Origin of the sequence: Proteus hauseri, assembly GCF_004116975.1 — a bacterium.
Classification (GTDB): domain Bacteria; phylum Pseudomonadota; class Gammaproteobacteria; order Enterobacterales; family Enterobacteriaceae; genus Proteus; species Proteus hauseri.
Genome location: NZ_CP026364.1, coordinates 2275528 through 2301538 on the forward strand (window position 1 = coordinate 2275528; position 26011 = coordinate 2301538).

Genomic DNA, 26011 nt, shown 5'->3' on the forward strand with positions numbered 1-26011 from the left:
CTCATTATTATGGCTGACATGTTAATGTTAAATGATAAATACCATTGTTATTTTCTTTATCTTTTAAATTATAATATAAATTACATTGTTCTTTACCAGAGTATAAAACTAATGTTCCTTTTTCAGGTAATCCTGATAAATATACTTGAGAGTTATCGTTTACAATACCCATAATATTGGTGTTATTTTCAAGCTTAACAATTGAACCAAAACTAATCTTTTTATTATTGTGTGTGTTTATATTTATTAAGACTCGTTCACCTACTCTTGTAGTAAATTGAGTATTAATAATTGCCCCTTTTGTCGGAATAACTTTCATATCTGTTTGTGGTAATTCTACATTATCAGGCAATGTTGTAGGATCAATGGAGACAACATTCACTTGATAAGGTGTTAAATTAGATAAAACAGCATTTCCTTTAAAGTCGGTATGTAAACCAGGATAACTATTAACCTGACTACCTGTAACATGTGGAGCCTCTATTAATGCTGCCGTATTACCAATTGTTTGGCTAAAAGTTACATTATTTTCAGAAGCAATAAAGCCACCAGAAATTGCTGCGCCTTTTTGTGTTACATTTTTATTATAGCTATAGTTACTAGTTACTTTTCCATAAGTACCTGTCCAACCTAATCCCAGTGAACTGGTATTTGAGTCACTATCAGAATAGAGATTTTGGCTAATATTCCAATTTAATTGGTGATCATATGCTGAGCCTGCTAAATCAATAAGATTACTATCTGAGCCATTTTTATTTGATATTGTTTGATATCTTAAAGTTGTATCTGTATTCGTTAATCTTTCTAGCGGGATACTTAGTTGTAAATTAAAAATATTATCTGACTCTTTTTTATTATTACGTATTGTATTCGTTTTCGCTAAACTCAGTGAAAGAGAAGCATATTTCCATCCATACCAATAGCTAGCAGAATAACTGGTTTCATTACTATTATTATAAAATTTTCGTTTGCTACCTGATAAAGTAAAATTACCTAAACTCTTAAAACTTTGTATTAAAGAAAGCGTTGTATAATTTTTTGTTTGAAGCGTCGTATAATCATCATCCTGATAGGTATCAAGTACATTATTAATATCGTTAAATCCTGGTGATGCATATTGGTAACTTGATAAAGCTATCATGGTATTCGTTGCTAATAGCGCCTTACTATATTGTAATCGCCAAGCGGCACCAGACTGCGTGTCTTGATTTTTTTTCTGCGAATGACTTGCTATAGCATCAATAGAGATAGCACCGATATTTCCAAGATCACTCCCAACACCTAAAGCAATAGATTGATAATTTTTAGCACCTTGAAAACCACCTAATATGGTCATATTCCAAGGCAATCCGTAAATTGCACTTCCTTGTACTATCGCAGCTTTATCAATACGGCTATTTGTTGGACGATATTCTCCTAGCATCGTATGGTAATTTAGATATCCTTCTCTGACAGCAATAGCTGGCTTATTAAATGGTACTGTAAAATATTGTTCACTCCCATCTGACTCATAAACAGTGACTTCTAAAATTCCGTTAGAACTTGTTGGTAAAAAATCACTTAATTCAAAGGGACCAGCAGCAACAGAGGTTTTATAAACAGTAAAATTATTTTGTTTTACTTCAACAATAGCTTGTGTACGGGCTATTCCTCGTATTGTTGGTGAGAACTGGCTTTGTATACTAGCGATCATACTGTCATCTTTTGCCAACATGACACCACGAAAAGGAACACTATTAAATATTTCGCTTGGTGTACTACTATCACCTAATGTAACCCGGCTATTTATGCTATTAATTGCTCTTTCAGCATAGTTATATACATTTTCCCATTTACCATTATTATTCTTGTTTTTATTCCAGTTTGTTTGATTATAAAAACGCCAAGCACCTAAATTAATTCTTGGAGAAAGCTGAAAATAAGAAAAGTTATTACTATAATTATCTCCTGATATATTATTTACCATTGCGTTATAATTTAAAATAAACGCATTAATGCCATTGTTCCATAAATTTCTTGCTGCAATATATCCTTTTTCTTTGTTATCTAGATATATTTGCGGTATGGAAATATTTAATTTTTGCTCACTAAAAATAACATTAGTTATAATATAAGGTATTTTAGATAAATCTGCACAATTTGTTTTTGATATACCTAGTTTTTTTATATTAACACCGTAATTTTCTAGCTGTTGTGATGATAAACAAGGTGTTAATTTATTATTTATATCTCTTAATTCAACTTCTTTTATATCAACAATTTGATTATTTAGATAAATATCAAATAAATAATTCCCTGGTTGCTTTTTATCATTTTCAATATTAGCTAAATCAATGTCATTGATAGAACTGTTGAAAAAATTTTTATCAAAAGTATAGCTGTCCGCATAAGAGGTAACTGCATAGCTTAATGATATTATTATTAATGTTGATTTATTTATTCGCACAGAAAACCTCTATTATCTGTTAGTTTATAGACTATCTAATAGATTGAGTATACTTTTCTGTTATGCCACCAAAATCAGTGATGACACTCCATTTTATATTATAAATATTACTCTTATTTATAATTGGATATTCTTTAGAACCTAATGGAGGAATATATCCAGCATAATTAACTTGTCTATCATTAATATAGATAGAGTCAAAGTTAATATAATAAGGTGAAGGATTTCTTACTTCAATCTTATCATTTTCTACTTTCCATTGTAGATGATTGGCAAAGTTTTCAGATGCCCCTTTTAAAGAAGGGGGACGTGTTAATAATTTAATACAGCTCGTTACACTAACTTGAAAGTTAATATTGGCTTTATCTAGCGTTTCTTTAGTTTTATTATCAACCCAATTATCGGCTTCTTTAGGAGGAACACCAAGTGCACATAACCAATTTAATGTTTCAATTTTTTCAGATTTATTGTAATCGGTATCAATAATACGTATTCTACTTTGTTGATTAGCCTCTAATTTTACTAATGGTGGTGTTAGGATAAAATTATTGTCTTTTTTATTTCTATTTTCATCTAAGACATAAACTTGAGCTAGGATTGGATAATCTTGCTCATTATAAATTGTAAGAGAAGTTCCTTTTTTATCTTCACTGTTATAGATAACGCGAGAAGCACCTAATTTTAAGCGAAACTCTTTTTTATTAAGATTTATATCATTATTTATTTCTTCTGATACAGCATTAATAGAAAAAATTGATAGCAAAAGAGATAACAAAAATTTTGTTTTTATATTCATTTTAAAGTCTTCTTAATATTTCTAGTAGTAAATTATTTTTGTTTCTACAATATTATTTTTTTTTAGCCATAGTTCTATTTCTTCGAATAGTTCAAAAGTATCCATTTCTAATATGGAAGAAAAGCTCAATATATATTCTAAAGTAAAAGATGTTTTACCATTTTCATATCTAGATATTTGTTGTTGACTTAGTTTTAATAATTTACCTAGTTCTTTGCCTGATAGGTTTTTTAATTTTCTTTTTTTTTTATAAAATGGCCAATAAATAAATTTAAATTGTTTCCAGTATTTAAAGTACTCATTTTTTAATTACCTTAAGTTAAATATTCTTTTATCTGAAGCCAAGGTTATATTTATTCAAATCTGTTGTAAAAGCGTTTTAAACGATCAATCAGTATAGTTTTGATAGGTTTTGTCTATTGTAATTGATTTATTGATCGGTTTTACCACTTCAAGTGGTTTTATTTTTCCGATATTTTTCTGATGTTTTTATTTTTTATGTTTAATGTATTGTTTTATATTAAAAAAATATATTGATGAGAAATAGAGTGATTGTTTTTGATATTAATTCTCACTAGGAAATATAATTCAAAGTGAACCTAAAAAATGAGTAAGAATATAATAATAACTGTAATAATTTGTTTCTAATAATATAGCTATTCATTAAAAATAAAAATTAAATCATATTATGATGATTATTTATTTAATATCATTTTATGATTAATGCCTTTTTTATCATATTATGATGGTTGTTTATTTAGTATCATTTTATGACTAGCATATTTTTATATCGTTATATGATGACTATTTAGTTTGGATTTTTATTTAAAACTTAAAAAAGTCAGATGAAGTAACCGATTTTTTAAAACGAGAGGAGAATAAGAAGAGGGATATTTCTTTTACTATCCGTTTATAGACAGATATAAACAGGTATAGACAGATAAAGCCCCCAAAAGAGGCTTTATCTTTTTTAAGTATATTTCTTTTTATAGAAAGTAACTTATATTACTAACTTAATGACGGTATTACAGCTTACCAGAGTTCGCTTTCAGGTATTTAGCAACGCCATCTGGAGATGCGCCCATACCTTCTTGACCTTTTTCCCACTGAGCTGGACAAACTTCGCCGTGATCTTCGTGGAATTGCAGAGCGTCAACCATACGGATCATTTCGTCAATGTTACGACCTAATGGCAGGTCGTTAACCACTTGGTGACGAACAACACCTTCTTTATCAATCAGGAATGAACCACGCAGCGCGACACCGGCTTCTGGGTGTTCGATACCATAGGCTTTGATGATGTCATGTTTGATATCAGCAACCATTGGGTATTTTACTTCACCAATACCACCATCATCGATAGGGGTTTTACGCCATGCGTTATGAACGAACTCAGAGTCCATAGAAACACCGATGATTTCCACACCGCGTTTTTGGAATTCTTCAAAACGGTGATCAAATGCAATCAGTTCTGAAGGGCAAACAAAGGTGAAATCCATTGGCCAGAAGAAAATAACGGCAGGTTTGCCTTTGATAAATGAATGCAGGTTGAAATCATTAACAATTTCACCGTTACCAAGAACAGCTGAAGCAGTGAAATCAGGGGCTTTACGAGTAACCAGAACCATAATGTACTCCTGTAGATTGAAATATTAAGGATATTTATACTCGTCATACTTCAAGGTGTAGCGTTGTTGACTGTGTTCATTCGCGCTAATCACATACTTTTGTATGCTCCTAGTGACTCATTCACTTGTCGCCTAGCTACACCTCGAATTATTTAGAGTATGTACCCTGTTTTTAAATGATGGATACAGCATAAATAATCAATCGCTATCGATAAAGTCGAACAGAACAATCTATTTAATAGACTCTAACTATTAACTGAATACGATAAAGTAGGATTATTTATGACTCCTTGTATGACTCGGTATTCTAATCAACTTTGAAAACGAATACCACGCTTGTTAACAAATCGTTACCAATAAAGTGGTGGTTAATTCAAGCATCTTATTGATATTACAACGTAATATCAATATATAACAAAAAGATGAATTAAAAAACAAGTGTAAATGTATCAGTCATTCAACTGATGTTGTTGTGCTCTTTCTAGCAATTGTGGATAAAACTGCCAAAAAATCTCACTGAGTTCGCTGTAATGCGTTTCAAGAGTAATATAAGAACCTGCAAGTGCACTGAGTTTAGGCCGGCGGCGTGCCATTCCTTTTAATGTTTGTTCAATATAAGCGGGATCTGCATAACGGATAAGCCAAGATTGTGACCATAAGTATTCGTTGAGTTCTTGGAATTTTTCTGGTGTTTTCCATAAATCAGGTTCAATTATTTTTCGGATCTGTGTTACAAATTCGGTCAGTGGTATTTGTGGCTCAAATTGAGACCAATTCAACGACAAAAAATGATCCCAAAAAACATCTAAGGTAATTGGAGCAACACGGCGATATTCAGTAGGGAAAAGTAAACGCGCTTCTTTTACTAAAGGATGTGTGTCTGTTAGCACATCAATGCGTCGGTGCATACGAATGCCCTCAACGACAGCGGGGCTGTAATCAGAGCTAGGCGTGCCTTTTACGTAATCAGCCATCATATTGCCTAATAGAGAGCTTTTTGCTCTAAAGGCGAGGTGTAAGTGTGCGAGATAGTTCATTTCAATATCATAGCGCTTTTTAAATAAAAAAGAGCTTCTTTGTTGCACTGATTAGCTCTCAGCACTAGACTAGTCCGCCTGTTTTTTATCAATATAGCTGTTTAATTATGCGTGTATCAGATTTTCGTTTTGAACTACCTGAAGCCTTGATTGCTCATTATCCTCAGCCGCAACGCAGTGGTTGTCGCTTGCTATCTCTTGATGGCACAACGGGGGAATTATCGCACGATGTATTTACGGATGTTTTAGATAAATTAAATGCTGGAGACTTGCTGGTTTTTAATAATACGCGAGTTATTCCTGCTCGTTTATATGGACGTAAAGCTTCTGGCGGTAAAATTGAGGTGTTGGTTGAACGTATGCTTGATGAGCATCGCGTGTTGGCTCATGTAAGAGCATCTAAATCACCCAAAGAGGGCGCTGCGCTTATTCTTGGTGAGGATGAAAGTGTTCAAGCTACTATGGTAGCGCGTCACGATACACTTTTTGAAATCCGTTTTGATGATGAGCGAGATGTATTGACTATTCTCAATAGTATTGGGCATATGCCACTACCTCCTTATATTGATCGCCCTGATGAAGAATCTGATAAAGAGCTTTATCAAACGGTTTATAACGAGCGCCCTGGTGCGGTTGCTGCGCCAACAGCGGGTCTGCATTTTGACGAACCTTTACTTGAAGCTTTAAGAAATAAAGGCGTCGAGATGGCGTTTGTTACCCTGCATGTAGGAGCGGGTACTTTTCAACCTGTTCGTGTTGATAATATTGAAGAGCACACTATGCATTCTGAATATGCAGAAGTGCCTCAAGATGTAGTGGATGCAGTATTAGCGTGCAAAGCACGTGGTAATAAAGTCGTTGCGGTAGGAACAACTTCTGTACGCTCTTTAGAAAGTGCTGCTAATGCGGCGAAAGATGCATTGATTGCTCCTTTCTTTGATGATACTCAGATTTTTATTTACCCAGGCTATAACTACCAAGTTATCGACGCATTAATTACCAACTTCCATTTACCCGAATCTACGTTGATTATGCTGGTATCTGCATTCGCGGGGTATAAAAATACCATGAATGCCTATAAAGAAGCAGTTGAACAACAATATCGCTTTTTTAGTTATGGCGATGCGATGTTTATTACACGTAATCCATTAGCTATAGATGAAAAAGTTGGAATATAACTTAGATATATCATCAGAATTTATCGTTTTAAGTTTGTCTTTTAGGTCAAGTGTGCTGTTATTTCACTATTAACCCCCGATGACCTTGACTAAACACGGGTTTTTATTGATGTAACATATACAGTCGTCTAACAAATGTTTAGAATGTGCTGTTTTTTTATTACGCATCAGACTGTTTTTCTGGTGCCCGGAGGATGTGTGAAATACGAATTACAAACGACTAATGGCAATGCGCGTCGTGGTCGCCTTATTTTTGATCGTGGTGTTGTTGAAACTCCTGCATTTATGCCCGTGGGTACTTACGGCACAGTTAAAGGAATGACACCTGAAGAAGTGCAAGCAACAGGTGCACAAATCCTATTAGGTAATACTTTCCATTTGTGGTTGCGCCCTGGCCAAGAAATAATGAAATTACACGGTGATCTACATGATTTTATGCAATGGAAAGGACCAATTTTAACGGATTCAGGGGGGTTCCAAGTCTTTAGTTTAGGCGCAATGCGTAAAATTAAAGAAGAGGGAGTCCATTTCCGTAATCCCATTAATGGGGAAAAGATTTTTTTAAGCCCTGAAAAATCGATGGAAATTCAATACGACCTTGGCTCCGATATCGTGATGATTTTCGATGAATGTACGCCATATCCTTCAGATTGGGATTATGCAAAAAATTCAATGGAAATGTCATTACGCTGGGCAAAACGTAGTCGTCAACGCTTTGATGAGTTAAATAACAAAAATTCATTATTCGGCATTATTCAAGGCGGTGTTTACGAAGATTTACGTGATATTTCCGTAAAAGGACTAGTCGAAATCGGTTTTGATGGTTACGCTGTCGGCGGCCTTGCAGTCGGTGAGCCGAAAGAAGACATGCATCGTATTTTAGAACATGTTTGTCCACAAATCCCAGCGGATAAACCCCGTTATTTAATGGGGGTTGGTAAGCCAGAAGATTTAGTTGAAGGTGTCCGTCGTGGTATTGATATGTTTGACTGTGTGATGCCAACACGAAATGCACGAAATGGTCATCTTTTTGTGACTGATGGTGTAGTTAAAATTCGTAATGCAAAACATCGTTCAGATACATCAACGTTAGATGAGCATTGTGATTGCTATACATGCAAAAACTATAGCCGCGCTTACTTGCATCACCTTGATCGTTGTAACGAAATTTTAGGTGCAAGGCTGAATACAATTCACAACTTACGTTATTATCAGCGTCTCATGGCCGAAATTCGTCAGTCTATTGAAGATGGTCGTTTTGAAGAGTTTGTCCACGAATTCTACGAGCGTATCGGAAAACCCGTGCCACCGTTAAATAGCAGTACAAGTAAGTGTGATTAATGTATACGACAAAGCCCAATTCTGTGTATGATATTGGGCTTATAATTTGAATATCGTCGATATCGACAACAATGAGGAAAAGTGAATGAGTTTTTTCATTTCTGATGCTGTTGCTTCTGCTGGACAAGCAGCGCCTGAAGCAAGCTTTATGTCTATTTTACCGATGTTAGTGATCTTTATTTTGATTTTCTACTTTATGATCCTACGTCCACAGCAAAAACGTACTAAAGAACATCGTAAATTGATGGACTCTATTGGTAAAGGTGACGAAGTTTTAACCACTGGCGGTTTAATCGGACGCGTTGTTAAAGTTTCAGATAACGGCTATGTTGTTGTTGCTCTGAATGAAACAACTGAAGTAACCATCAAACGTGACTTTGTTGCTGCTGTGTTACCTAAAGGCACAATGAAAGCAATTTAATTTAATTTCCCCAAAGGGAAAAGGGAACTGCCGTGCTAAACCGTTATCCTTTGTGGAAGTATCTGATGCTGATATTCGCTATCCTCATCGGTCTGCTTTACGCACTTCCTAACCTATATGGTGAGGATCCGGCTGTTCAAATCACTGGCGCGCGGGGAACCGCCGCCAATGAGCAAACACTGGATCAAGTTCGATCATTATTAGATAAAGAAAAAATAGAAGCGAAATCAATTGCACTGGAAAATGGTGCGATATTGGCTCGTTTCAATAACCCTGATATTCAGTTACGTGCTCGTGAAGTGTTGTTACCTGCTTTAGGTGACCAGTTCGTTGTTGCACTTAACCTTGCTCCTGCAACACCAAAATGGTTAGAAGCCATTGGTGGTGAGCCAATGAAACTGGGGTTGGACTTACGTGGTGGTGTTCACTTCCTGATGGAAGTTGATATGGACACTGCGCTAGGCAAACTTCAGGAACAAAATGTTGAGAGTCTGCGTACTTTATTACGTGACGAAGGCATTGCGTATTCTTCTATCCGTAAAACGGATAATTATGGTGTTGAAGTTCGTTTTCGTAACTCAGATGATCGCTCTAAGGCTTCAGATTACCTCTCTCGTCGTAACCCAGATTTAATTTTTAGAGATGGTGCTAATAATTCTTTAAGAGCAATTTTTACTGATGAACGTTTACGTGATGCACGTACTTATGCAGTACAACAAAACATCACCATTTTACGTAACCGTGTAAACCAACTCGGTGTTGCTGAGCCATTAGTTCAACGTCAAGGTGCTGACCGTATTGTTGTTGAATTACCGGGTATCCAAGATACTGCTCGTGCAAAAGAAATTTTAGGTGCAACTGCAACATTAGAATTCCGTTTAGTGAATACTGCTGTTGACCCATCAGCGCTAGAAACAGGTCGTATCCCGGGTGACTCAGAAGTGAAATATACCCGAGATGGTGCACCTGCCATTCTCTATAAACGCGTTATTTTAACGGGTGATCATATTACAGACTCAACGTCTCAGTCTGATGAATATGGTCAGCCACAAGTGAGTATTTCACTTGATAGTGCGGGTGGTTCCATTATGTCTAATTTTACAAAAGATAACGTCGGTAAACCGATGGCAACGCTTTTTGTAGAATATAAAGACAGTGGAAAACGCGATGAAAATGATCGTGCAATATTGGTAAAAAATGAAGAAGTCATTAACGTTGCCAATATTCAAACACGTTTAGGAAATAGCTTCCGTATTACGGGAATTTCTAACGCAAATGAAGCACGTCAATTATCGCTGTTACTTCGTGCGGGTGCTTTGATTGCACCAATCCAAATTGTTGAAGAAAGAACCATTGGGCCAACTTTAGGTCTTCAGAACATTACACAAGGTTTAGAAGCTTGTTTATGGGGTCTGATTGCTTCTGTTGCCTTTATGATTCTTTATTATCGTAAATTTGGTGTGATTGCGAGTACCGCATTAATGGCGAACTTGGTGTTGATTGTCGGGGTAATGTCATTATTACCCGGTGCAACGCTAACAATGCCAGGTATTGCAGGTATTGTGTTAACACTTGCGGTAGCGGTCGATGCTAACGTACTGATAAACGAACGTATTAAAGAAGAGTTACGTAACGGACGCTCAGTACAGCAAGCAATCCATGAAGGTTATAAAGGAGCCTTCTCCAGTATTATTGATGCGAACTTAACCACACTGATTACAGCGGTGATCCTTTATGCGGTCGGTACTGGCTCCATTAAAGGCTTTGCAATCACAACTGCTATCGGGGTTGCGACCTCCATGTTTACCGCTATTGTCGGTACTCGTGCGATAGTCAACCTGCTGTATGGTGGTAAACGCATTAAGAAACTGTCTATTTAAGGAGCACGTTGTGGCACAGGATTATACTGTTGAACAATTAAACCACGGTCGTAGAGTCATTGACTTTATGCGTTGGGACAACGTCGCCTTTAGTATTTCGTTTCTGCTTTTGGTAGCGTCAATTGCTATCATTTCCGTGAAAGGATTTAACTGGGGATTGGATTTTACTGGGGGTACGGTAATTGAGATCAATCTCAGTCAACCGGCAGACCTTGATAAAATGCGTGATAGCCTAGCAGCTGCTGGTTATAAAGATCCTCTGTTACAGAACTTCGGTAGCAGCCGCGATATTATGGTGCGTATGCCTCCTCTTGAAGGGCAGGCAGGACAAGAATTAGGTAAGAAAATCATCGATATTATCAATGTTGAAATTGATAACGATGCGACAGTTAAACGGATTGAATTTGTTGGGCCAAGTGTAGGTAGTGAATTGGCTCAAACGGGGGCAATGGCGTTATTATCTGCACTTATCTGTATTCTTATTTATGTTGGATTCCGTTTTGAATGGCGTTTGGCGCTGGGTGCTGTTATTTCCCTTGCGCATGACGTAGTGATTACGCTTGGTTTACTTTCACTATTTCAAATAGAAGTCGATTTAACCATTGTGGCATCATTGATGTCTGTTATCGGTTACTCACTAAACGATAGTATTGTTGTATCAGACCGTATTCGTGAGAACTTCCGTAAAATTCGTCGTGGAACATCATATGAAATTATGAACGTTTCTTTGACGCAGACATTAAGCCGTACCATCATGACATCAGCAACAACATTGTTAGTTGTATTAATGCTGTATATCTTTGGTGGTTCAATGCTCAAAGGCTTCTCTTTAGTTATGTTGATCGGTGTTACGATAGGTACAATTTCTTCCATTTATGTGGCTTCTGCGTTAGCACTGAAAATGGGCATGAAACGTGAACACTTGATTGTACAAAAAGTGGAAAAAGAGGGTGCGGATCAGACAACTCTCTTACCTTAATTGAGTGTTTCTCTGATAAAACATCGCGGACACCCTGCCAGTTAATGACTGACAGGGTGTTTTTTGTTCACTGAACAGGTACACTGTTTATGAGTATTGTCAAAAAGTAGGAATAACTATGCATTGCCCATTTTGTGGAGCCGTAGATACCAAAGTAATTGATTCCAGACTTGTTGGTGATGGTTCACAAGTGCGCCGTCGTCGTCAATGTCTTGTATGTCATGAGAGATTTACTACCTTTGAAGTCGCAGAACTGGTGATGCCTAGGGTAGTAAAAAGTGATGAAATACGTGAACCTTTTGATGAAGAAAAATTACGTAGGGGCATGTTAAAAGCATTAGAAAAACGCCCTGTAAGTTCTGATGATGTTGAGGCCGCAATTAGCCAAATCAAATCACAACTAAGAGCCACGGGTGAGCGAGAAATTCCATCAAAAGAGATTGGTAATTTTGTTATGGAGCAATTGAAAAAGCTCGATAAAGTTGCCTATATTCGTTTTGCTTCTGTTTATCGTAGCTTTGAAGATATTCGTGATTTTGGTGAAGAAATTGCTAAATTACAGGATTAAGAAATAAACTTTAATTTAATAATTTGAAAAATAACGATAAATAATAAATTTAAATGTAATTATTATGATAAATAACAACAATAACACAGATTTTACTGACCACCACGATGATGAAAAATTCATGCGTCGTGCTATTGAGCTTGCAGCACTTGGTCGTTTTACTACATCACCGAACCCTAATGTTGGATGTGTGATTGTTAAAGAGGGTGAAATTATTGGTGAAGGTTACCATCATCATGCTGGCGGCCCTCATGCAGAAGTTAATGCATTAAAAATGGCAGGTAATAATGCTAAAGGGGCAACAGCTTATGTCACTTTAGAACCTTGTAGTCATTTTGGTAAAACGCCACCTTGTGCAGATGCTTTGGTTAATGCAGGCATAGCGCGGGTTGTTGCAGCTATGCAAGATCCTAATCCTCAAGTTGCAGGGCGTGGCTTACATAAATTACTGACTGCGGGAATTGATGTTTCTCATGGTGTATTGATGCAAGAAGCTGAAAAACTTAATGTTGGCTTTTTTAAGCGTATGAGAACTGGATTCCCTTATATCCAACTCAAATTAGGTGCATCTTTAGATGGTAAAACGGCACTCGCTAATGGCGAAAGCCAATGGATAACATCTAAAGCTGCTCGTCAAGATGTGCAAAATTACAGAGCACAAGCCAGTGCAATTTTAACGACAAGTGCCACTGTATTAGCAGATAATCCTTCAATGAATGTACGCTGGGATGAACTTTCTAACGAATTTAAAGCCATTTATCCACAAGAAGAACTACGCCAGCCCATTAGAATTATTACCGATAGTCAAAACAGAGTAACGCCAGAACATAAAATCACGCAAATTGAAGGAGAGTGTTGGTTAGCGCGTACTCACTCTCAAAAAAATGAGTGGCAAGGAAATGTCTGTGAAATTTTATTACCTACGAATGGTAAGAATAATGGCGTTGATCTTGTTTTGCTTATGATGCAATTAGGTCGACGCAATATTAATACCCTGTGGGTAGAAAGCGGTGCGCATTTTGCTGGCGCATTATTAGAAGCTGGGTTAGTAGACGAGCTAATTATTTACATTGCACCTAAAATTTTAGGTAACGATGCTAGGGGATTATTTGCTCTTTCACCGCTATCATCATTATCCGAAGCTCCTGAATTTACAATAGATTCACTTCAACAAATTGGCTCTGATATTAGAGTCTGCTTAAAACCTCGTTATTAATAGACGCAAATAAGTGTGTCTACGGCGCTATTTGTAGTAAAATGGCGCCGTGTGTGTTATTTCCTGTCGTTACGACATTGTTATCAGCCAACTAAATGCCTTGATTTATCAAGGGTTTTTGGCTCCTTTGCTGTGTGATAATAAAACAGAGCGCAGTAAAGGAAAGAATATGATAAAATCCGCGCCCCGCGGATAGGAGAAAAAGGTAACCTATGAACGTAATCAAAGGTGTTGTCGCGGCGCAAAACGCACGCGTAGCAATTGCAATTGCCCGTTTTAATAATTTCATCAACGACAGCCTATTAGAAGGTGCGATTGATGCATTAGAACGCATTGGACAAGTTTCCTCTGAAAATATTACCGTCGTTTGGGTTCCAGGTGCTTATGAGCTACCGTTAACGGTTAAAGCGTTAGCAGAAACCGACAAATATGATGCAGTTATCGCATTAGGTACTGTTATCCGTGGTGGAACCGCACATTTTGAATACGTTGCTGGCGAATGTAGTTCAGGCTTATCTCAAGTTGCAATGCAAAGTGAGATCCCTGTGACTTTTGGTGTTTTAACAACTGAAAGTATTGAACAGGCTATTGAACGCGCTGGTACTAAAGCGGGCAACAAAGGTGCTGAAGCGGCAATGACAGCACTTGAAATGATCAATGTACTTAAAGCCATAAAGGGCTAATCATCTGTTTTAACTAAAGGGGAATTTTGTGAAACCTGCTGCTCGTCGTCGTGCTCGTGAGTGTGCTGTTCAGGCTATCTACTCATGGCAATTATCCGGAAATGACATTGCGGATGTGGAATTGGAGTTTTTATCCGAGCAGGATACCCAAGGTGTAGATATTGCTTACTTTCGTCAGCTTTTAGTGGGTGTTGCTATTAATGCAGCTCGTTTAGATAAGGCAATGGAACCTTATTTATCCCGCCAATTGGAAGAGTTAGGCCAAGTTGAAAAAGCGATTTTACGTTTAGCAATGTTTGAACTTAGCTTCCGTGAAGATGTTCCTTACAAAGTTGCGATTAACGAAGCGATTGAGCTGGCTAAGGTATTTGGTGCGGACGATAGCCATAAGTTTGTTAATGGCGTTCTTGATAAAGCGGCACCTGTTGTTCGTAAAAAATAACGTTATTCACGTTTCCTCTATGGTAAATCAATAATCCAAGGCCGGTATTTCCGGCCTTTTGTTTAATATGCTCTGCTTAATAGGGAATAGATAATGCCTTGTGGTGAATTTGATCTTATCAAGCAATATTTCACTTCACAGCCTGTAAAGCGAAAGGATGTCAGTACGGGAATTGGCGATGATTGCGCAATCCTGACGGTACCAGAAAAACAACAAATTGCGATTAGTACTGATACTCTTGTGAGTGGGATCCATTTTCTTCCGACTATCTCCCCTGAAGATCTCGCTTATAAAGCCCTTGCTGTAAATATTAGTGATATTGCTGCTGTTGGCGCCGATCCTTCGTGGGCCTCACTGGCATTAACGCTCCCTGATACTAATAGTGATTGGCTTGAGGCATTTAGCCGTTCTTTCTTTGCTTTAGCTGATTATTACGCCATCCAATTAATTGGTGGTGATACAACGCGAGGCCCATTAAGTTTAACAATAACCATACAAGGGCTTGTTCCACAAGGAACTGCATTATTACGATCAGGTGCCAAGATTGGTGATTGGATTTATGTCACTGGAACATTAGGCGATAGTGCCGCTGGGCTTGCCGTATTACAAAATAAATTACATCCAACAGCGCCAGCAAATCGTGATTACTTTGTTGCGAGACATTTACGACCACAGCCTAGGCTATTGCAAGGACAGGCATTACGTCATTTAGCCACATCAGCGATAGATATTTCAGATGGCTTAATTTCTGATTTAAACCATATTTTAACGGCAAGTGGTTGCGGTGCTCGCCTTAACTTAGATGCTTTACCTTATTCTGCGGCAATGAAAGAAGAAGTTAGCTCTGAGCAAGCTGAAATATGGGCGCTAAGCGGTGGTGAAGATTATGAATTATGTTTTACCGTGCCAGAAATTAACCGCGGTGCATTAGATATTGCACTTGCTCATACTGGTGCTGATTTTCACTGTGTAGGACAAATAATGCCAATTGCAGAAGGTATTCGTTATTTACGTGATGGTAAAGAAGTACATCCTTCACTGAAAGGATTTGATCATTTTAGCGCAGAGAGCATTGATTGAACTAATTAATAACTGTTGGTTAATAACTAAATAATTATTAAGTAAAAGGCGCTAATAAGCGCCTTTTTCAGGATCGTGATAACATCTAGATTAATCAAGCCAGATATTATCAGTAACCTGCTATCTTAGTTTTTCTTAACAAATTCAGATTTTAACTTCATTTGTCCAAAACCATCAATTTTACAATCAATGTTATGGTCGCCTTCCACCAAACGGATACCTTTTACTTTGGTACCAATTTTCAACATGGTCGAACTACCTTTTACTTTTAAATCTTTAATAACAGTCACTGCATCGCCATCGGCTAATAGATTGCCGTTAGCATCTTTAACCACTAATTCATCGCTTTCAACGACAGGCTCAGAATCATTCCACTCATGCGCACATTCAGGGCACACATACATTGCACCATCTTCATAGGTGTATTCTGAATTGCACTTAGGACAAGAAGGTAATGACATAATAATACTCTCAAATTTTATCAAAATGGGGGAGTGATAAATCACTTAAATATGAATAACACTAGCCCAATAAATTAAAGAACACATTATCGTTTAAGAGTGAAAATCCCAAAGCAATGCCCAAAATGGGTCTGCATCAGATAATGCGAAAGGGCAACAGTATAATAGATTTGATGAAAAATTTCATCCTTCACCAATTATGATGGCGCGAGTGAATAAAAAATGATTAATATAGGGCGTTAAAGAAGAAATAAAGACGAAGATTTATAGTTTTAAAAATTAACTAACAGTTTGATATTTAATGTTTATTTAAATAAATTTAATTGAAAATAAACGCCCCCAGATTAAAAGAGAGCATCATCAATAATAGTGTTGATCTTCTTGTTCTTATTTTGTGAAATTGATCACTGAACCACGCTCAATAAGCTTCGGTGTAAGTACCAACACATTGGCTTTAGCATCGATATTTTCCATACGATGGAGTAATTGATTAACGGCCAATTTACCTAATTCATCTTTTGGCTGATGAATCGTTGAAAGCGGTGGGATCATATAAGAAGCAAGATCAATGTCGTCGTAACCCATCACCGAAATATCTTCAGGTACACGTAATCCTTTTTGATAAATTGCCTGATAAGCGCCAACAGCCATTGCATCATTACAGGTAAAAACCGCTTGTGGTAATTTAGCGAGTGAAAGTAATTTCTGCATGGCTGTTAATCCCCCCGCAAATTCGAAATCACTGGTTAAGACAAATTCTTCACGGATAGGGAGTCCTGCTTTTTGCATTGCATTGTAATAGCCTTGTAGGCGGTATTTTGCTGGTAATTTATCTTGAGGGCCTGCAATACAAGCTATTTCAGTAAAACCTTTATCAATAAGGTATTGTGTTGCCATTTCACCACCTAATAGCGAATTATCTTGAATAATATCCCCGCCGTATTCAAATGGTGACCAATCCATCATTACCATAGGTAAACGAGGATAACGGCTAAGAACTTCGCTAGAAGGTGCGCGTGATTCAGTACACATCAACAATAAACCATCAACGCGTTTTTGTAACAATGTTTCAAGGCTGCTATCCATACGTTCATAGTCGCCTTCTGTGTTGCATAAAATTAAGCTGTAACCACGTTCATAGCAACTACGCTCAACCCCACGCACTACTTCAGCGTAAAACGGATTATTACTTGTTGTTACCAACATACCGATTGTATGTGTGCAGTTCATTTTTAAACTGCGTGCGAGTGCGGAAGGTGCGTAATTTAAAGATTCAATCGCATCATTGACCTTTTTACGAATGCCTTCACTGACATAACGGTTGTTATTGATAACATGTGAAACGGTTGATGTCGAAACGCCCGCTAAACGGGCGACATCTTTCATTGTTGCCAAGGTTTTATGCTCGCTCTGCTAAAAAAGATTCAATTTCATCTCGCCAAGGTACTGATGATTGGGCTCCGTGGCGTGTTACGGCAATTGCGGCAGCAGCATGTGCGAAACGGATAGCTTCAATGGAAGATTTACCTTCTAGTATTGCAGCCACAAATGCGCCATTAAATGTATCACCTGCGGCGATGGTATCAACAGCTTCTACACTAAAACCAGGAATAATCGTTCCTTTCCCTTGTTCACTAAACCAAACTCCACGGCTACCTAAGGTTATAAGAACCTGTTTAATTCCTTTGCTATGTAATACTTCTGCTGCTTTTGCGGCGCCTGATTCATCATGCACAGAAATACCTGTTAATATTTCTGCCTCTGTCTCATTTGGCGTAATAACATCAATAAAACTCAGAAATTCATCCGACAAAGGCAGTGCGGGGGCTGGGTTTAAAATTACTTTTGTTTGATGTGATTTAGCTAATTTTGCCGCGGCAAATACGGTATCTAATGGAGATTCTAGCTGCATTAATAGCGCATCAGCATGCTCAATGGCATGGTGATACTGTGTGAAATGAGCCGGGGTTAACGCTGCATTTGCACCAGCACTAATACTAATAACGTTTTCGCCTTGTTCATTAACCAATATCATTGCAACACCTGTTGGTGTTTCTGGAATAATACTGATGGCATAGGTTTGAATATTATCCGTTTTTAATTGAGCAATAATATCGCTACCAATAGAATCATCACCCACACAGGCGATAAATAAGGTGTCAGCACCACTGCGGCCACAAGCAACAGCTTGATTAGCACCTTTACCGCCAAAGGCTATTTTGTAGTGATGACCAATAATTGTTTCACCAGGCTTCGGAAATTGTGAAATATTCATAATGTGATCAACATTAATGCTACCAAGTACAGCAAGGCGAGGTGTTGTCATAGCCATTATCCTTGTGGAAAACATTTTTAATGATTAAAGCTGCCACAAAGCGAAAAAACTTCGTGGCATAATTTTTGTTATTTTTTGATAACTAATTCAAGCTCAACAGGGATTGTTGCATCCACTTTTTCGCCTTTTAGAATTTTATCTGCGGTTTGGATCCCGATAATACCAATTTGATCAGGGCGTTGTGCTATCGTTGCACCTAAAACACCACGATTAACGGCTTTAATGCCATCATTAGTACCATCAAATCCAATAACTAACACATCAGTACGGCCCGCAGTTTGTAGTGCTCGCAATGCACCTAATGCCATTTCATCATTTTGAGCAAATACGGCTTGAACAGCAGGGTAGGCTGTCAGTAAGTTTTGCATTACATTAAGACCTTTAGTGCGGTCGAAATCAGCAGGTTGGCTTGCTAATACATTGATTTTATGTGCATCAACCGCTTGCTTAAAGCCGTCGCCACGTTCACGTGAAGCTGAAGTTCCTGTGATCCCTTCTAGTTGGATCACTTTGGCATCATTTCCTATTTTATCAGCAATATAATCGCCAGCCATTTTACCGCCGAGGCGGTTATCAGAAGCCACATGACTTACCACATCGCCTTTGTTTGCAACACGGTCTAACGTGATAACAGGAATATTGGCTTTGTTCGCCATAATTACCGCGTTACCCACCGCATCAGAATCTGTTGGGTTAATCAGCATTAAACGAGTGCCTTTTACTGTTAAATCTTGCACGTTAGCAAGCTCTTTGGCTGGATTATCCATCGAATCGAGCACCACTAAATCGTAACCTAAACGGTTAGCCTCTTTCTGAGCACTGTCTTTCATGGTGACAAAGAAAGGATTATTTAGTGTGGAAATAACAAGAGCGATAGATTCTTTTGCAAAAGCATTGGCGCTGATTGTGGCGCTAAGTGCAACAACAGAAAGAAGTGTTGCCATCTTTTTTAGTTTCATAATATAAATTCCTGTCGGGTTCAGATTAAGAGAAAAGAGCGTTATTTTTTGTTATCTACCAAAACAGCAAGTAATATGACGACTGCTTTTACTATCATTTGATAATTTGATGATATACCTAATAAATTCAGTGCATTATTTAGGAATCCTAAAATTAAAGCACCAATCAACGTACCGATAATGCGACCTTTACCCCCAGCAAGACTGGTACCGCCAAGTACAACAGCGGCAATAGCATCAAGTTCATAACCATTACCGGCCATTGGCTGCGCTGATGAGAGGCGTGCAACTTCGATAACACTCGCAAGAGCGGCTAATAAACCACATAAGGCATAAACGGCAATTTTAATTTTATCGACGCTAATTCCCGATAAACGTGTTGCAGATTCATTGCCCCCAAGAGCATAGATATAGCGACCTAAACGGGTGTGATGTAATAAATACCAAGCAGCTAAAAAGACTATCATCATTAACCAGATAGGGGTTGGAATACCAAAAGGACGTCCAATACCAAACCAGCTAAAAAGATCCGCATTATCGCTAAAGCCGGTATTTATTGGGCTACCATCGGTATAAACACGAGTGACACCACGTAGCAATAACATCATCACTAAGGTAGCAATAAAAGCTTGTACCTTACCTTTAGCAACGATAATGCCTGTAACACCACCTATTGCTGCACCAAGTGCTAATGCACCAACAACTGCGACCATAGCATTGACATCCGCACTGACCATAGAAGCAGCAACAGCACCGGTTAATGCCAATAATGAGCCAACAGATAAATCAATACCGGAGGTTAAAATGACTAATGTCATGCCTACAGCCATAATGGCGTTAACTGAGGTTTGTTGTAGGATATTGAAAATATTGTTTAAAGTGAAAAAATTTGGACTGAGTGTAGAAACCACAACAATCAAAATCAGTAATGCAATCAGTGATTTTTGCTCTAGCAACCAAGCTTTAGAAAACCAGCGTTTTGACGCTGGCATTGAATTAGTACTCATATCAAACTCCTACCTCTGCGCCATATTGTTTGCCAACCGCAGCCGCCATTAGCATCTCTTGTGTGACATTGTGAGCTGAAAATTCGCCACTAATACGCCCCTCATGCATGACTAAAATGCGGTCACTCATCCCCATTACCTCAGGCATTTCTGAAGAAATTAAGATGATACTTAATCCTTCTTGTTTGAATTTATTTATTAGCTGATAAATCTCTTTTTTCGCACCAACATCGACACCACGAGTTGGTTCATCAAGAATGAGTACTTTAGGACGAGTCATTAAGCCTCTGGCAATAGCAACTTTTTGCTGGTTTCCTCCTGAGAGAAAACCAATGGTTTGATCCATCGACGGTGTTTTTATATTGAACAATTTAATAAAATCACCCACAGTAAGTTGCTCTTCTTTATGGTTAAGCACACTCATTGAATTACTAAAATAGCGCAGGGCGGTTAATGACATATTTTCTTTAACTGACATACCAAGTACTAAGCCATCGCGTTTTCTATCTTCAGAAATATAAACGATACCTTGTTCAAGACCTTCAGCAGGTTTGGTTATTTGGCAAGGTTTGCCATCTAATTCAACAGTGCCGTTAGTTTTTGTTAATGCGCCGTAGATGATTTTCATTAATTCAGTACGACCAGCACCCATTAATCCTGAAATACCTAAAATCTCATTTTCATGTAATGAAAAACTGACGTCATGCACATCTTTGCCACTAAGGTTTATGACATTAAGTTTAGTTTTTCCTAACGGGATATTAATGCGGGGGTATTGCTCTTCTAATTTTCGGCCTACCATCATTTCAATTAAGGTATCTTCTTGTAATGAAGCAACAGTTTTTTCGCCGATAAATTGCCCATCACGTAGTACAGTAACATCATCACAAATTTCAAAAATTTCTTTTAAACGGTGAGAGATGTAAACAATGCCGCAACCTTGATTTCTTAGCTCTCTAATTACGCTAAAAAGAGATTCAGTTTCTGTATCAGTAAGCGCATCGGTTGGTTCATCCATGATGATAACGTTAGACTCAAAACTAAGTACTTTGGCAATTTCAACCATTTGTTGATCACCAATTGATAATTCAGATACTAAACGGTGGCTGCTATATGAGAGGTTTAATCGGGCTAAAAGCTTATCAGCTTCTGCGTACATTTTTTTCCAATCAATAGCGCCAAAAGTGCGAGTAAACTCGCGACCTAAAAAGATATTTTCAGCAATGGTGAGTTCAGGGATTAGATTAAGCTCTTGATGAATAATACCGATACCCGCTTCTTGAGATGATTTTGGACCATTGAATGAACAATTATTGCCTTGATAAATGACTTCACCCGCATCTTTTTTATAAATGCCAGTTAGTACTTTCATTAATGTAGATTTACCTGCTCCATTTTCCCCGACAAGAGCCATGACTCGCCCTGGGTAAATGCGCAACGTTGCTCCTGATAAGGCTTTTACGCCAGGAAATGACTTATCAATATCTTTGAGTTCAAGTAAAGGTTCCATATTTCCCTCAGAAGGTCACGCCGGAAAACAGTACGATATTGGCATAAGGTGAGCATTCACCCGTTCTGATTACTGCTTTATTTTCAGGTAGTTGCTTTTTAAATTCTTCATGGGTGACATAAAAAATCGTAATGGAGTTTTTTTGTTGTTGTTCTAATAAATGCAGATAAGTTGTGATTTCACTTAATAAAATGGGATTTATGCTTTTGATTTCTTCAGCCAACATAACCGCTTCAATTTGCATTTCATGGGTTATGGTTTGTAAGACGGATATAAAATCAGGGATCCCTTGAGTTAATGCAAGGTCAATACGCTCAACGCAGGAGGGAATAGGTAATCCAGCATCCGCAATAGTTATTTTGTCTGTATGGCCAAGACATGAAATAACCGTAGAAATATGACTATTTAATAATACCCCTTTCTTCATTTTTTCCTCCTCAGCGAAACGTTTCGCTATACATATACTAGAAAATAAAAGGTAGAAAACAAGCGGGAGTTATTTGAATTGTGAGCAAGATCGAAACGTTTCGTTAGCAAGCAAAAAGAAAGGAAAATATAACTAATTGAAAAAATTAACGCTGAATGGATTCAACTTTAAATGTAATTTTCTATCGTGATTATTATTAGTGGTATTATATTTTGTGTCGGTTATTAAGAATTAATTATTACGATACTAGAGGGTAATTTTTTAAAAGAAAGTTAAAGGAGAAGTGGCTAAGATTTTAATTAGTCGCTCCTGTTTATAAAATAGGAGCGACTTTTAAAGCTTATAAATCAATTCGTTAGGTTATAAGTGATAATGGATTCTTCAATGCCTTTAGCATCAAGTTTTAAATCGGCTCTGATCTCTTCTTGTCCGCCTTGTGGTACAAAAAGATCAGGAATGCCTAAGTTTAAGACCGGTACTAAGCAACGTTCTTGCATTAGCAGTTCATTAACACCACTACCTGCTCCACCCATAATTGCATTTTCTTCTAGCGTAACAAGTGTATCGTGTTGTTGTGCTAATGACAGAATAAGTGATTTATCGAGTGGTTTAATAAAGCGCATATCCACAACTGTTGCATCAAGTTTTTCTGCTGCTTCTAAGGCTTCTGGAAGTAGTGTACCGAAGTTAAGAATAGCAATACCTTTACCTTGGCGACGAATAATGCCTTTACCAATGGGTAATGTTGAAAGAGGTTGTAACTCAGCACCAATACTTGAGCCTCTTGGATATCGAACAGCGACAGGGCCTTCTTGATACTGATACCCAGTATGAAGCATTTGGCGACATTCGTTTTCATCACTTGGTGCCATTATGACCATATTAGGTATACAGCGTAAGAATGAGAGATCAAAAGCACCTTGGTGAGTTTGACCATCAGCACCGACAATTCCACCCCGGTCAATAGCAAAAAGAACGGGTAATTTTTGGATGGCAATGTCATGGATAACTTGGTCGTAAGCACGCTGTAAAAAGGTTGAGTAAATAGCCACAACAGGTTTATAACCACCTATAGCTAAACCTGCGGCAAAAGTCACTGCATGTTGCTCTGCTATCGCTACATCAAAATATTGTTCAGGGTACTCTTTAGAGAAGCGTACCATACCTGAGCCTTCGCGCATTGCAGGGGTAATTGCCATTAATTTAGGATCAGAGGCTGCTTCTTCACATAACCATTCACCAAATATTTTGGAGAATGTTGGGCGTGCATTAGGGGTTTTAGGTAGTGTCCCTGTTTGTGGATCAAATTTAGGTACTGCGTGCCAGCTAATTGGGTCTCGTTCTGCTGGCGCATAACCACGACCTTTCTTGGTCATAATATGCAGTAATTGAGGGCCTTTTAAATCACGCATATTGGTTAATGTTTGTACTAATGCGATGACATCATGACCATCAACAGGCCCTATATAATTAAAGCCCAATTCTTCAAACATGGTACCGGGAACCACCATGCCTTTAATGTGTTCTTCAGTTTTTTTCAGTAATTCTTTAATTGGCGGAATACCAGAAAAAACTTTTTTCCCACCTTCGCGTAAGGTGGTGTACAGTTTGCCTGAAAGTAGTTGCGCTAGGTGATTATTTAGAGCACCTACGTTTTCTGAAATTGACATTTCATTATCGTTAAGCACAACCAACATATCTGGTTCAATATCACCCGCATGATTCATTGCTTCAAAAGCCATACCTGCGGTGATTGCACCATCACCAATAACACAGACTGTTTTTCTGCCTAGATTTTCTTGTTCGGCTGCAACAGCCATTCCAAGACCCGCACTAATCGAGGTAGATGAGTGACCGACACAAAGTTTGTCGTATTCACTCTCCTCGCGCCAAGGGAATGGATGTAAACCATTTTTTTGGCGAATAGTATCAATACGATCACGGCGACCTGTTAAGATCTTATGTGGGTAGGCTTGGTGTCCAACATCCCAGATAAGGTTATCAAAAGGTGTTTTATAGACATAATGAAGGGCAACGGTTAACTCAATAGCACCTAAACCTGAGGCGAAGTGACCACTTGAGCGGCTGACACTGTTAAGAAGAAATAGCCTTAGCTCATCACAGAGTTTGGGTAAACTCTCTTTTGGTAAAAGGCGCAAATCTTCAGGAGTATCAACTAACGCCAGTGTGGGATATTTTTCGATATCAATGCTCATGTGATGCCTATTAATTAATCACTTAAATAGGGAAAGAACAGGTAAGCTGCTCTCTTTATTTTTTATTAGTTTTTCCGTTCAACGATAAAACTCGCTAATTGTTTAAGCGTGGTTGTATCGTACTCGTATTGCTCTAGAAACGCTAAAGCATCCAATGCTTCATTATACAATTCTTGTGCTTTCTTTTGAGCTTGCTCTAAACCAAGTAATGCAGGATAAGTACTTTTACCCGATTCTTGATCACTTCCTTGGCGTTTTCCGGTCTCTTCTGTGCTACCAATAACATCTAAAATGTCATCTTGCACTTGAAAGGCTAGTCCAATGGAGTGCGCATATTTATCTAAAGCGGGTAAAACATCATGACCTTTTTGGCCCGCACTAAATGCGCCAAGGCGAACTGCGGCACGAATTAATGCACCCGTTTTATGCAAATGGATTTTTTCAAGAGAGACTAAATCTACTGATTTATCTTCAGCATCAAGATCAAGTGCTTGACCACCACACATACCCGCAAGGCCACTGGCTGTTGCTAATTCTGAAATCATAGCAATGCGATCTGACATAGTAACATCTGGCATTGAATTCTTGGCTAAAATATCAAAAGCTAAAGTTTGTAAAGCATCACCGGCTAAAATGGCATTGGCTTCACCAAATTCAATATGACAAGTAGGTTTACCGCGGCGTAGGTCATCGTTATCCATTGCTGGCAGGTCATCATGAATAAGTGAATAAGCATGAATACACTCAACAGCTGCCGCGGGAGCATCAAGATTAACAGTAGGAACTTTAAACATTTCACCGACAGTATAAACAAGAAAAGGGCGTAAGCGTTTGCCACCTAAAAGAGCACCATAGTGCATGGCTTTGCCTAATGGCATATCGGTGAAAGGAAGTGCTGATAGTGCTTGATTTAATGCATCATCGACACGTTGATGCGCTAAATGTAATTTTTGACGGAATGTATCCGAATTTGAAATAGCGTTACTCAATTATTCAGCCTCTTGGATAAATTCATCAGGAGCAGAATTGTCGTCCTCTTTTAGAAGGATACGAACGCGTTGCTCGGCATCTTGTAAGGTTTTCTGTCCAACACGGGCTAGACGAACGCCGTGTTCAAACTCATTGAGCGCCTCTTCTAAAGGCAATTCACCTGATTCTAAGCGGTTAACTATTTGCTCAAGTTCTTGCATTGATGCTTCAAAGCTTGGTACTTGTGCGATGTCTTCGTTAATAGATGTCGTTTTTTTAGCCATAATATTTCTGATAATAAAGCATGTTAGCTGAATAATAGCGATCATCTTACTACACTTAAGCAGAAAATTTCTTATTCAGTCAGTGATTTTTGCGGGTGAGCCCTAAATATTGGTGATATACTTTGTGACTTTTATAAACTCCAGTCAA

At 37.9% G+C, this 26011-nt stretch carries 25 protein-coding genes; 10 read left to right on the forward strand and 15 right to left on the reverse strand.

All coding sequences use genetic code 11. From position 1 onward, the window contains the following. Positions 1-7: 7 nt before the first annotated feature. From PH4a_RS10350 to PH4a_RS10370, 5 genes are all read right to left on the reverse strand, one after another. Positions 8-2446, reverse strand: a complete 2439-nt coding sequence (locus tag PH4a_RS10350) for a fimbria/pilus outer membrane usher protein (protein ID WP_129039595.1) — start codon at positions 2444-2446, stop codon at positions 8-10. Between the two features lie 31 nt (positions 2447-2477). Continuing rightward, positions 2478-3242 carry a fimbrial biogenesis chaperone gene (locus PH4a_RS10355; RefSeq protein WP_064719011.1) on the reverse strand — a complete coding sequence of 255 codons (765 nt, stop codon included), beginning with the start codon at positions 3240-3242 and terminating at the stop codon, positions 2478-2480. 21 nt (positions 3243-3263) lie between these two features. Then, positions 3264-3509 (reverse strand): helix-turn-helix domain-containing protein, encoded by a 246-nt coding sequence (locus PH4a_RS10360; RefSeq protein WP_129041885.1) that lies wholly within the window; start codon positions 3507-3509, stop codon positions 3264-3266. 758 nt (positions 3510-4267) lie between these two features. After that, positions 4268-4870: a peroxiredoxin C gene (locus PH4a_RS10365; protein ID WP_064719012.1), complete on the reverse strand. Its 603-nt coding sequence runs from the start codon at positions 4868-4870 to the stop codon at positions 4268-4270. Between the two features lie 449 nt (positions 4871-5319). After that, on the reverse strand, positions 5320-5907 hold the full coding sequence (locus tag PH4a_RS10370) for an acyl carrier protein phosphodiesterase (RefSeq protein WP_129039597.1): 588 nt from the start codon (positions 5905-5907) through the stop codon (positions 5320-5322). Positions 5908-6014: 107 nt separating this feature from the next. Between PH4a_RS10370 and queA the strand changes: the two genes are divergently transcribed. The 10 genes from queA (at position 6015) to thiL (ending at position 15695) form a co-directional block, all read left to right on the forward strand. Further along, on the forward strand, positions 6015-7085 hold the full coding sequence (gene queA / locus PH4a_RS10375) for a tRNA preQ1(34) S-adenosylmethionine ribosyltransferase-isomerase QueA (RefSeq protein ID WP_064719013.1): 1071 nt from the start codon (positions 6015-6017) through the stop codon (positions 7083-7085). A 198-nt stretch (positions 7086-7283) separates the two neighbouring features. Continuing rightward, entirely contained in the window at positions 7284-8426 is a 1143-nt protein-coding gene (tgt, locus tag PH4a_RS10380) for a tRNA guanosine(34) transglycosylase Tgt (protein ID WP_064719014.1), read from the forward strand. Between the two features lie 85 nt (positions 8427-8511). Beyond that, the gene (gene yajC, locus PH4a_RS10385; protein ID WP_064719015.1) at positions 8512-8847 is read left to right on the forward strand and encodes a preprotein translocase subunit YajC; all 336 of its coding nucleotides are present in this window, start codon (positions 8512-8514) and stop codon (positions 8845-8847) included. Between the two features lie 32 nt (positions 8848-8879). Further along, positions 8880-10727: a protein translocase subunit SecD gene (secD, locus tag PH4a_RS10390; protein WP_074379334.1), complete on the forward strand. Its 1848-nt coding sequence runs from the start codon at positions 8880-8882 to the stop codon at positions 10725-10727. 10 nt (positions 10728-10737) lie between these two features. Further along, positions 10738-11706, forward strand: a complete 969-nt coding sequence (secF, locus tag PH4a_RS10395; RefSeq protein WP_129039599.1) for a protein translocase subunit SecF — start codon at positions 10738-10740, stop codon at positions 11704-11706. Positions 11707-11824: 118 nt separating this feature from the next. Continuing rightward, positions 11825-12274 (forward strand): transcriptional regulator NrdR, encoded by a 450-nt coding sequence (gene nrdR, locus PH4a_RS10400; protein ID WP_064719018.1) that lies wholly within the window; start codon positions 11825-11827, stop codon positions 12272-12274. Positions 12275-12338: 64 nt separating this feature from the next. Beyond that, entirely contained in the window at positions 12339-13490 is a 1152-nt protein-coding gene (gene ribD / locus PH4a_RS10405; protein ID WP_129039601.1) for a bifunctional diaminohydroxyphosphoribosylaminopyrimidine deaminase/5-amino-6-(5-phosphoribosylamino)uracil reductase RibD, read from the forward strand. 212 nt (positions 13491-13702) lie between these two features. Further along, positions 13703-14173 carry a 6,7-dimethyl-8-ribityllumazine synthase gene (ribH, locus tag PH4a_RS10410; protein WP_064719020.1) on the forward strand — a complete coding sequence of 157 codons (471 nt, stop codon included), beginning with the start codon at positions 13703-13705 and terminating at the stop codon, positions 14171-14173. Between the two features lie 28 nt (positions 14174-14201). Then, a complete protein-coding gene (gene nusB / locus PH4a_RS10415; protein ID WP_064719021.1) occupies positions 14202-14615 on the forward strand; it encodes a transcription antitermination factor NusB in 414 nt (137 codons plus the stop codon). A gap of 93 nt (positions 14616-14708) precedes the next feature. Next, positions 14709-15695, forward strand: a complete 987-nt coding sequence (gene thiL, locus PH4a_RS10420; RefSeq protein WP_129039603.1) for a thiamine-phosphate kinase — start codon at positions 14709-14711, stop codon at positions 15693-15695. 125 nt (positions 15696-15820) lie between these two features. Here thiL and PH4a_RS10425 read toward each other — a convergent pair whose 3' ends face one another. From PH4a_RS10425 to xseB, 10 genes are all read right to left on the reverse strand, one after another. Continuing rightward, a complete protein-coding gene (locus PH4a_RS10425; protein WP_064719023.1) occupies positions 15821-16156 on the reverse strand; it encodes a zinc ribbon domain-containing protein YjdM in 336 nt (111 codons plus the stop codon). Positions 16157-16543: 387 nt separating this feature from the next. Then, positions 16544-17551, reverse strand: coding sequence for a ribose operon transcriptional repressor RbsR (gene rbsR, locus PH4a_RS10430; protein WP_164971541.1), 1008 nt, complete (start codon positions 17549-17551; stop codon positions 16544-16546). A 4-nt stretch (positions 17552-17555) separates the two neighbouring features. After that, entirely contained in the window at positions 17556-18482 is a 927-nt protein-coding gene (rbsK, locus tag PH4a_RS10435) for a ribokinase (RefSeq protein WP_064719025.1), read from the reverse strand. Positions 18483-18559: 77 nt separating this feature from the next. Next, complete coding sequence (gene rbsB / locus PH4a_RS10440) at positions 18560-19450, reverse strand: ribose ABC transporter substrate-binding protein RbsB (protein WP_064719026.1); 891 nt, start codon at positions 19448-19450, stop codon at positions 18560-18562. 41 nt (positions 19451-19491) lie between these two features. Further along, positions 19492-20457 carry a ribose ABC transporter permease gene (gene rbsC, locus PH4a_RS10445; RefSeq protein WP_064719027.1) on the reverse strand — a complete coding sequence of 322 codons (966 nt, stop codon included), beginning with the start codon at positions 20455-20457 and terminating at the stop codon, positions 19492-19494. Position 20458: 1 nt separating this feature from the next. Further along, positions 20459-21967, reverse strand: coding sequence for a ribose ABC transporter ATP-binding protein RbsA (gene rbsA, locus PH4a_RS10450; protein WP_129039606.1), 1509 nt, complete (start codon positions 21965-21967; stop codon positions 20459-20461). Positions 21968-21974: 7 nt separating this feature from the next. After that, positions 21975-22394 (reverse strand): D-ribose pyranase, encoded by a 420-nt coding sequence (gene rbsD / locus PH4a_RS10455; protein WP_129039609.1) that lies wholly within the window; start codon positions 22392-22394, stop codon positions 21975-21977. 347 nt (positions 22395-22741) lie between these two features. Beyond that, the gene (gene dxs / locus PH4a_RS10460; RefSeq protein ID WP_129039611.1) at positions 22742-24610 is read right to left on the reverse strand and encodes a 1-deoxy-D-xylulose-5-phosphate synthase; all 1869 of its coding nucleotides are present in this window, start codon (positions 24608-24610) and stop codon (positions 22742-22744) included. Positions 24611-24675: 65 nt separating this feature from the next. Next, positions 24676-25599 (reverse strand): (2E,6E)-farnesyl diphosphate synthase, encoded by a 924-nt coding sequence (ispA, locus tag PH4a_RS10465; protein WP_129039613.1) that lies wholly within the window; start codon positions 25597-25599, stop codon positions 24676-24678. Further along, positions 25600-25863, reverse strand: coding sequence for an exodeoxyribonuclease VII small subunit (gene xseB, locus PH4a_RS10470; protein WP_129039615.1), 264 nt, complete (start codon positions 25861-25863; stop codon positions 25600-25602). Between the last annotated feature and the right edge of the window lie 148 nt (positions 25864-26011).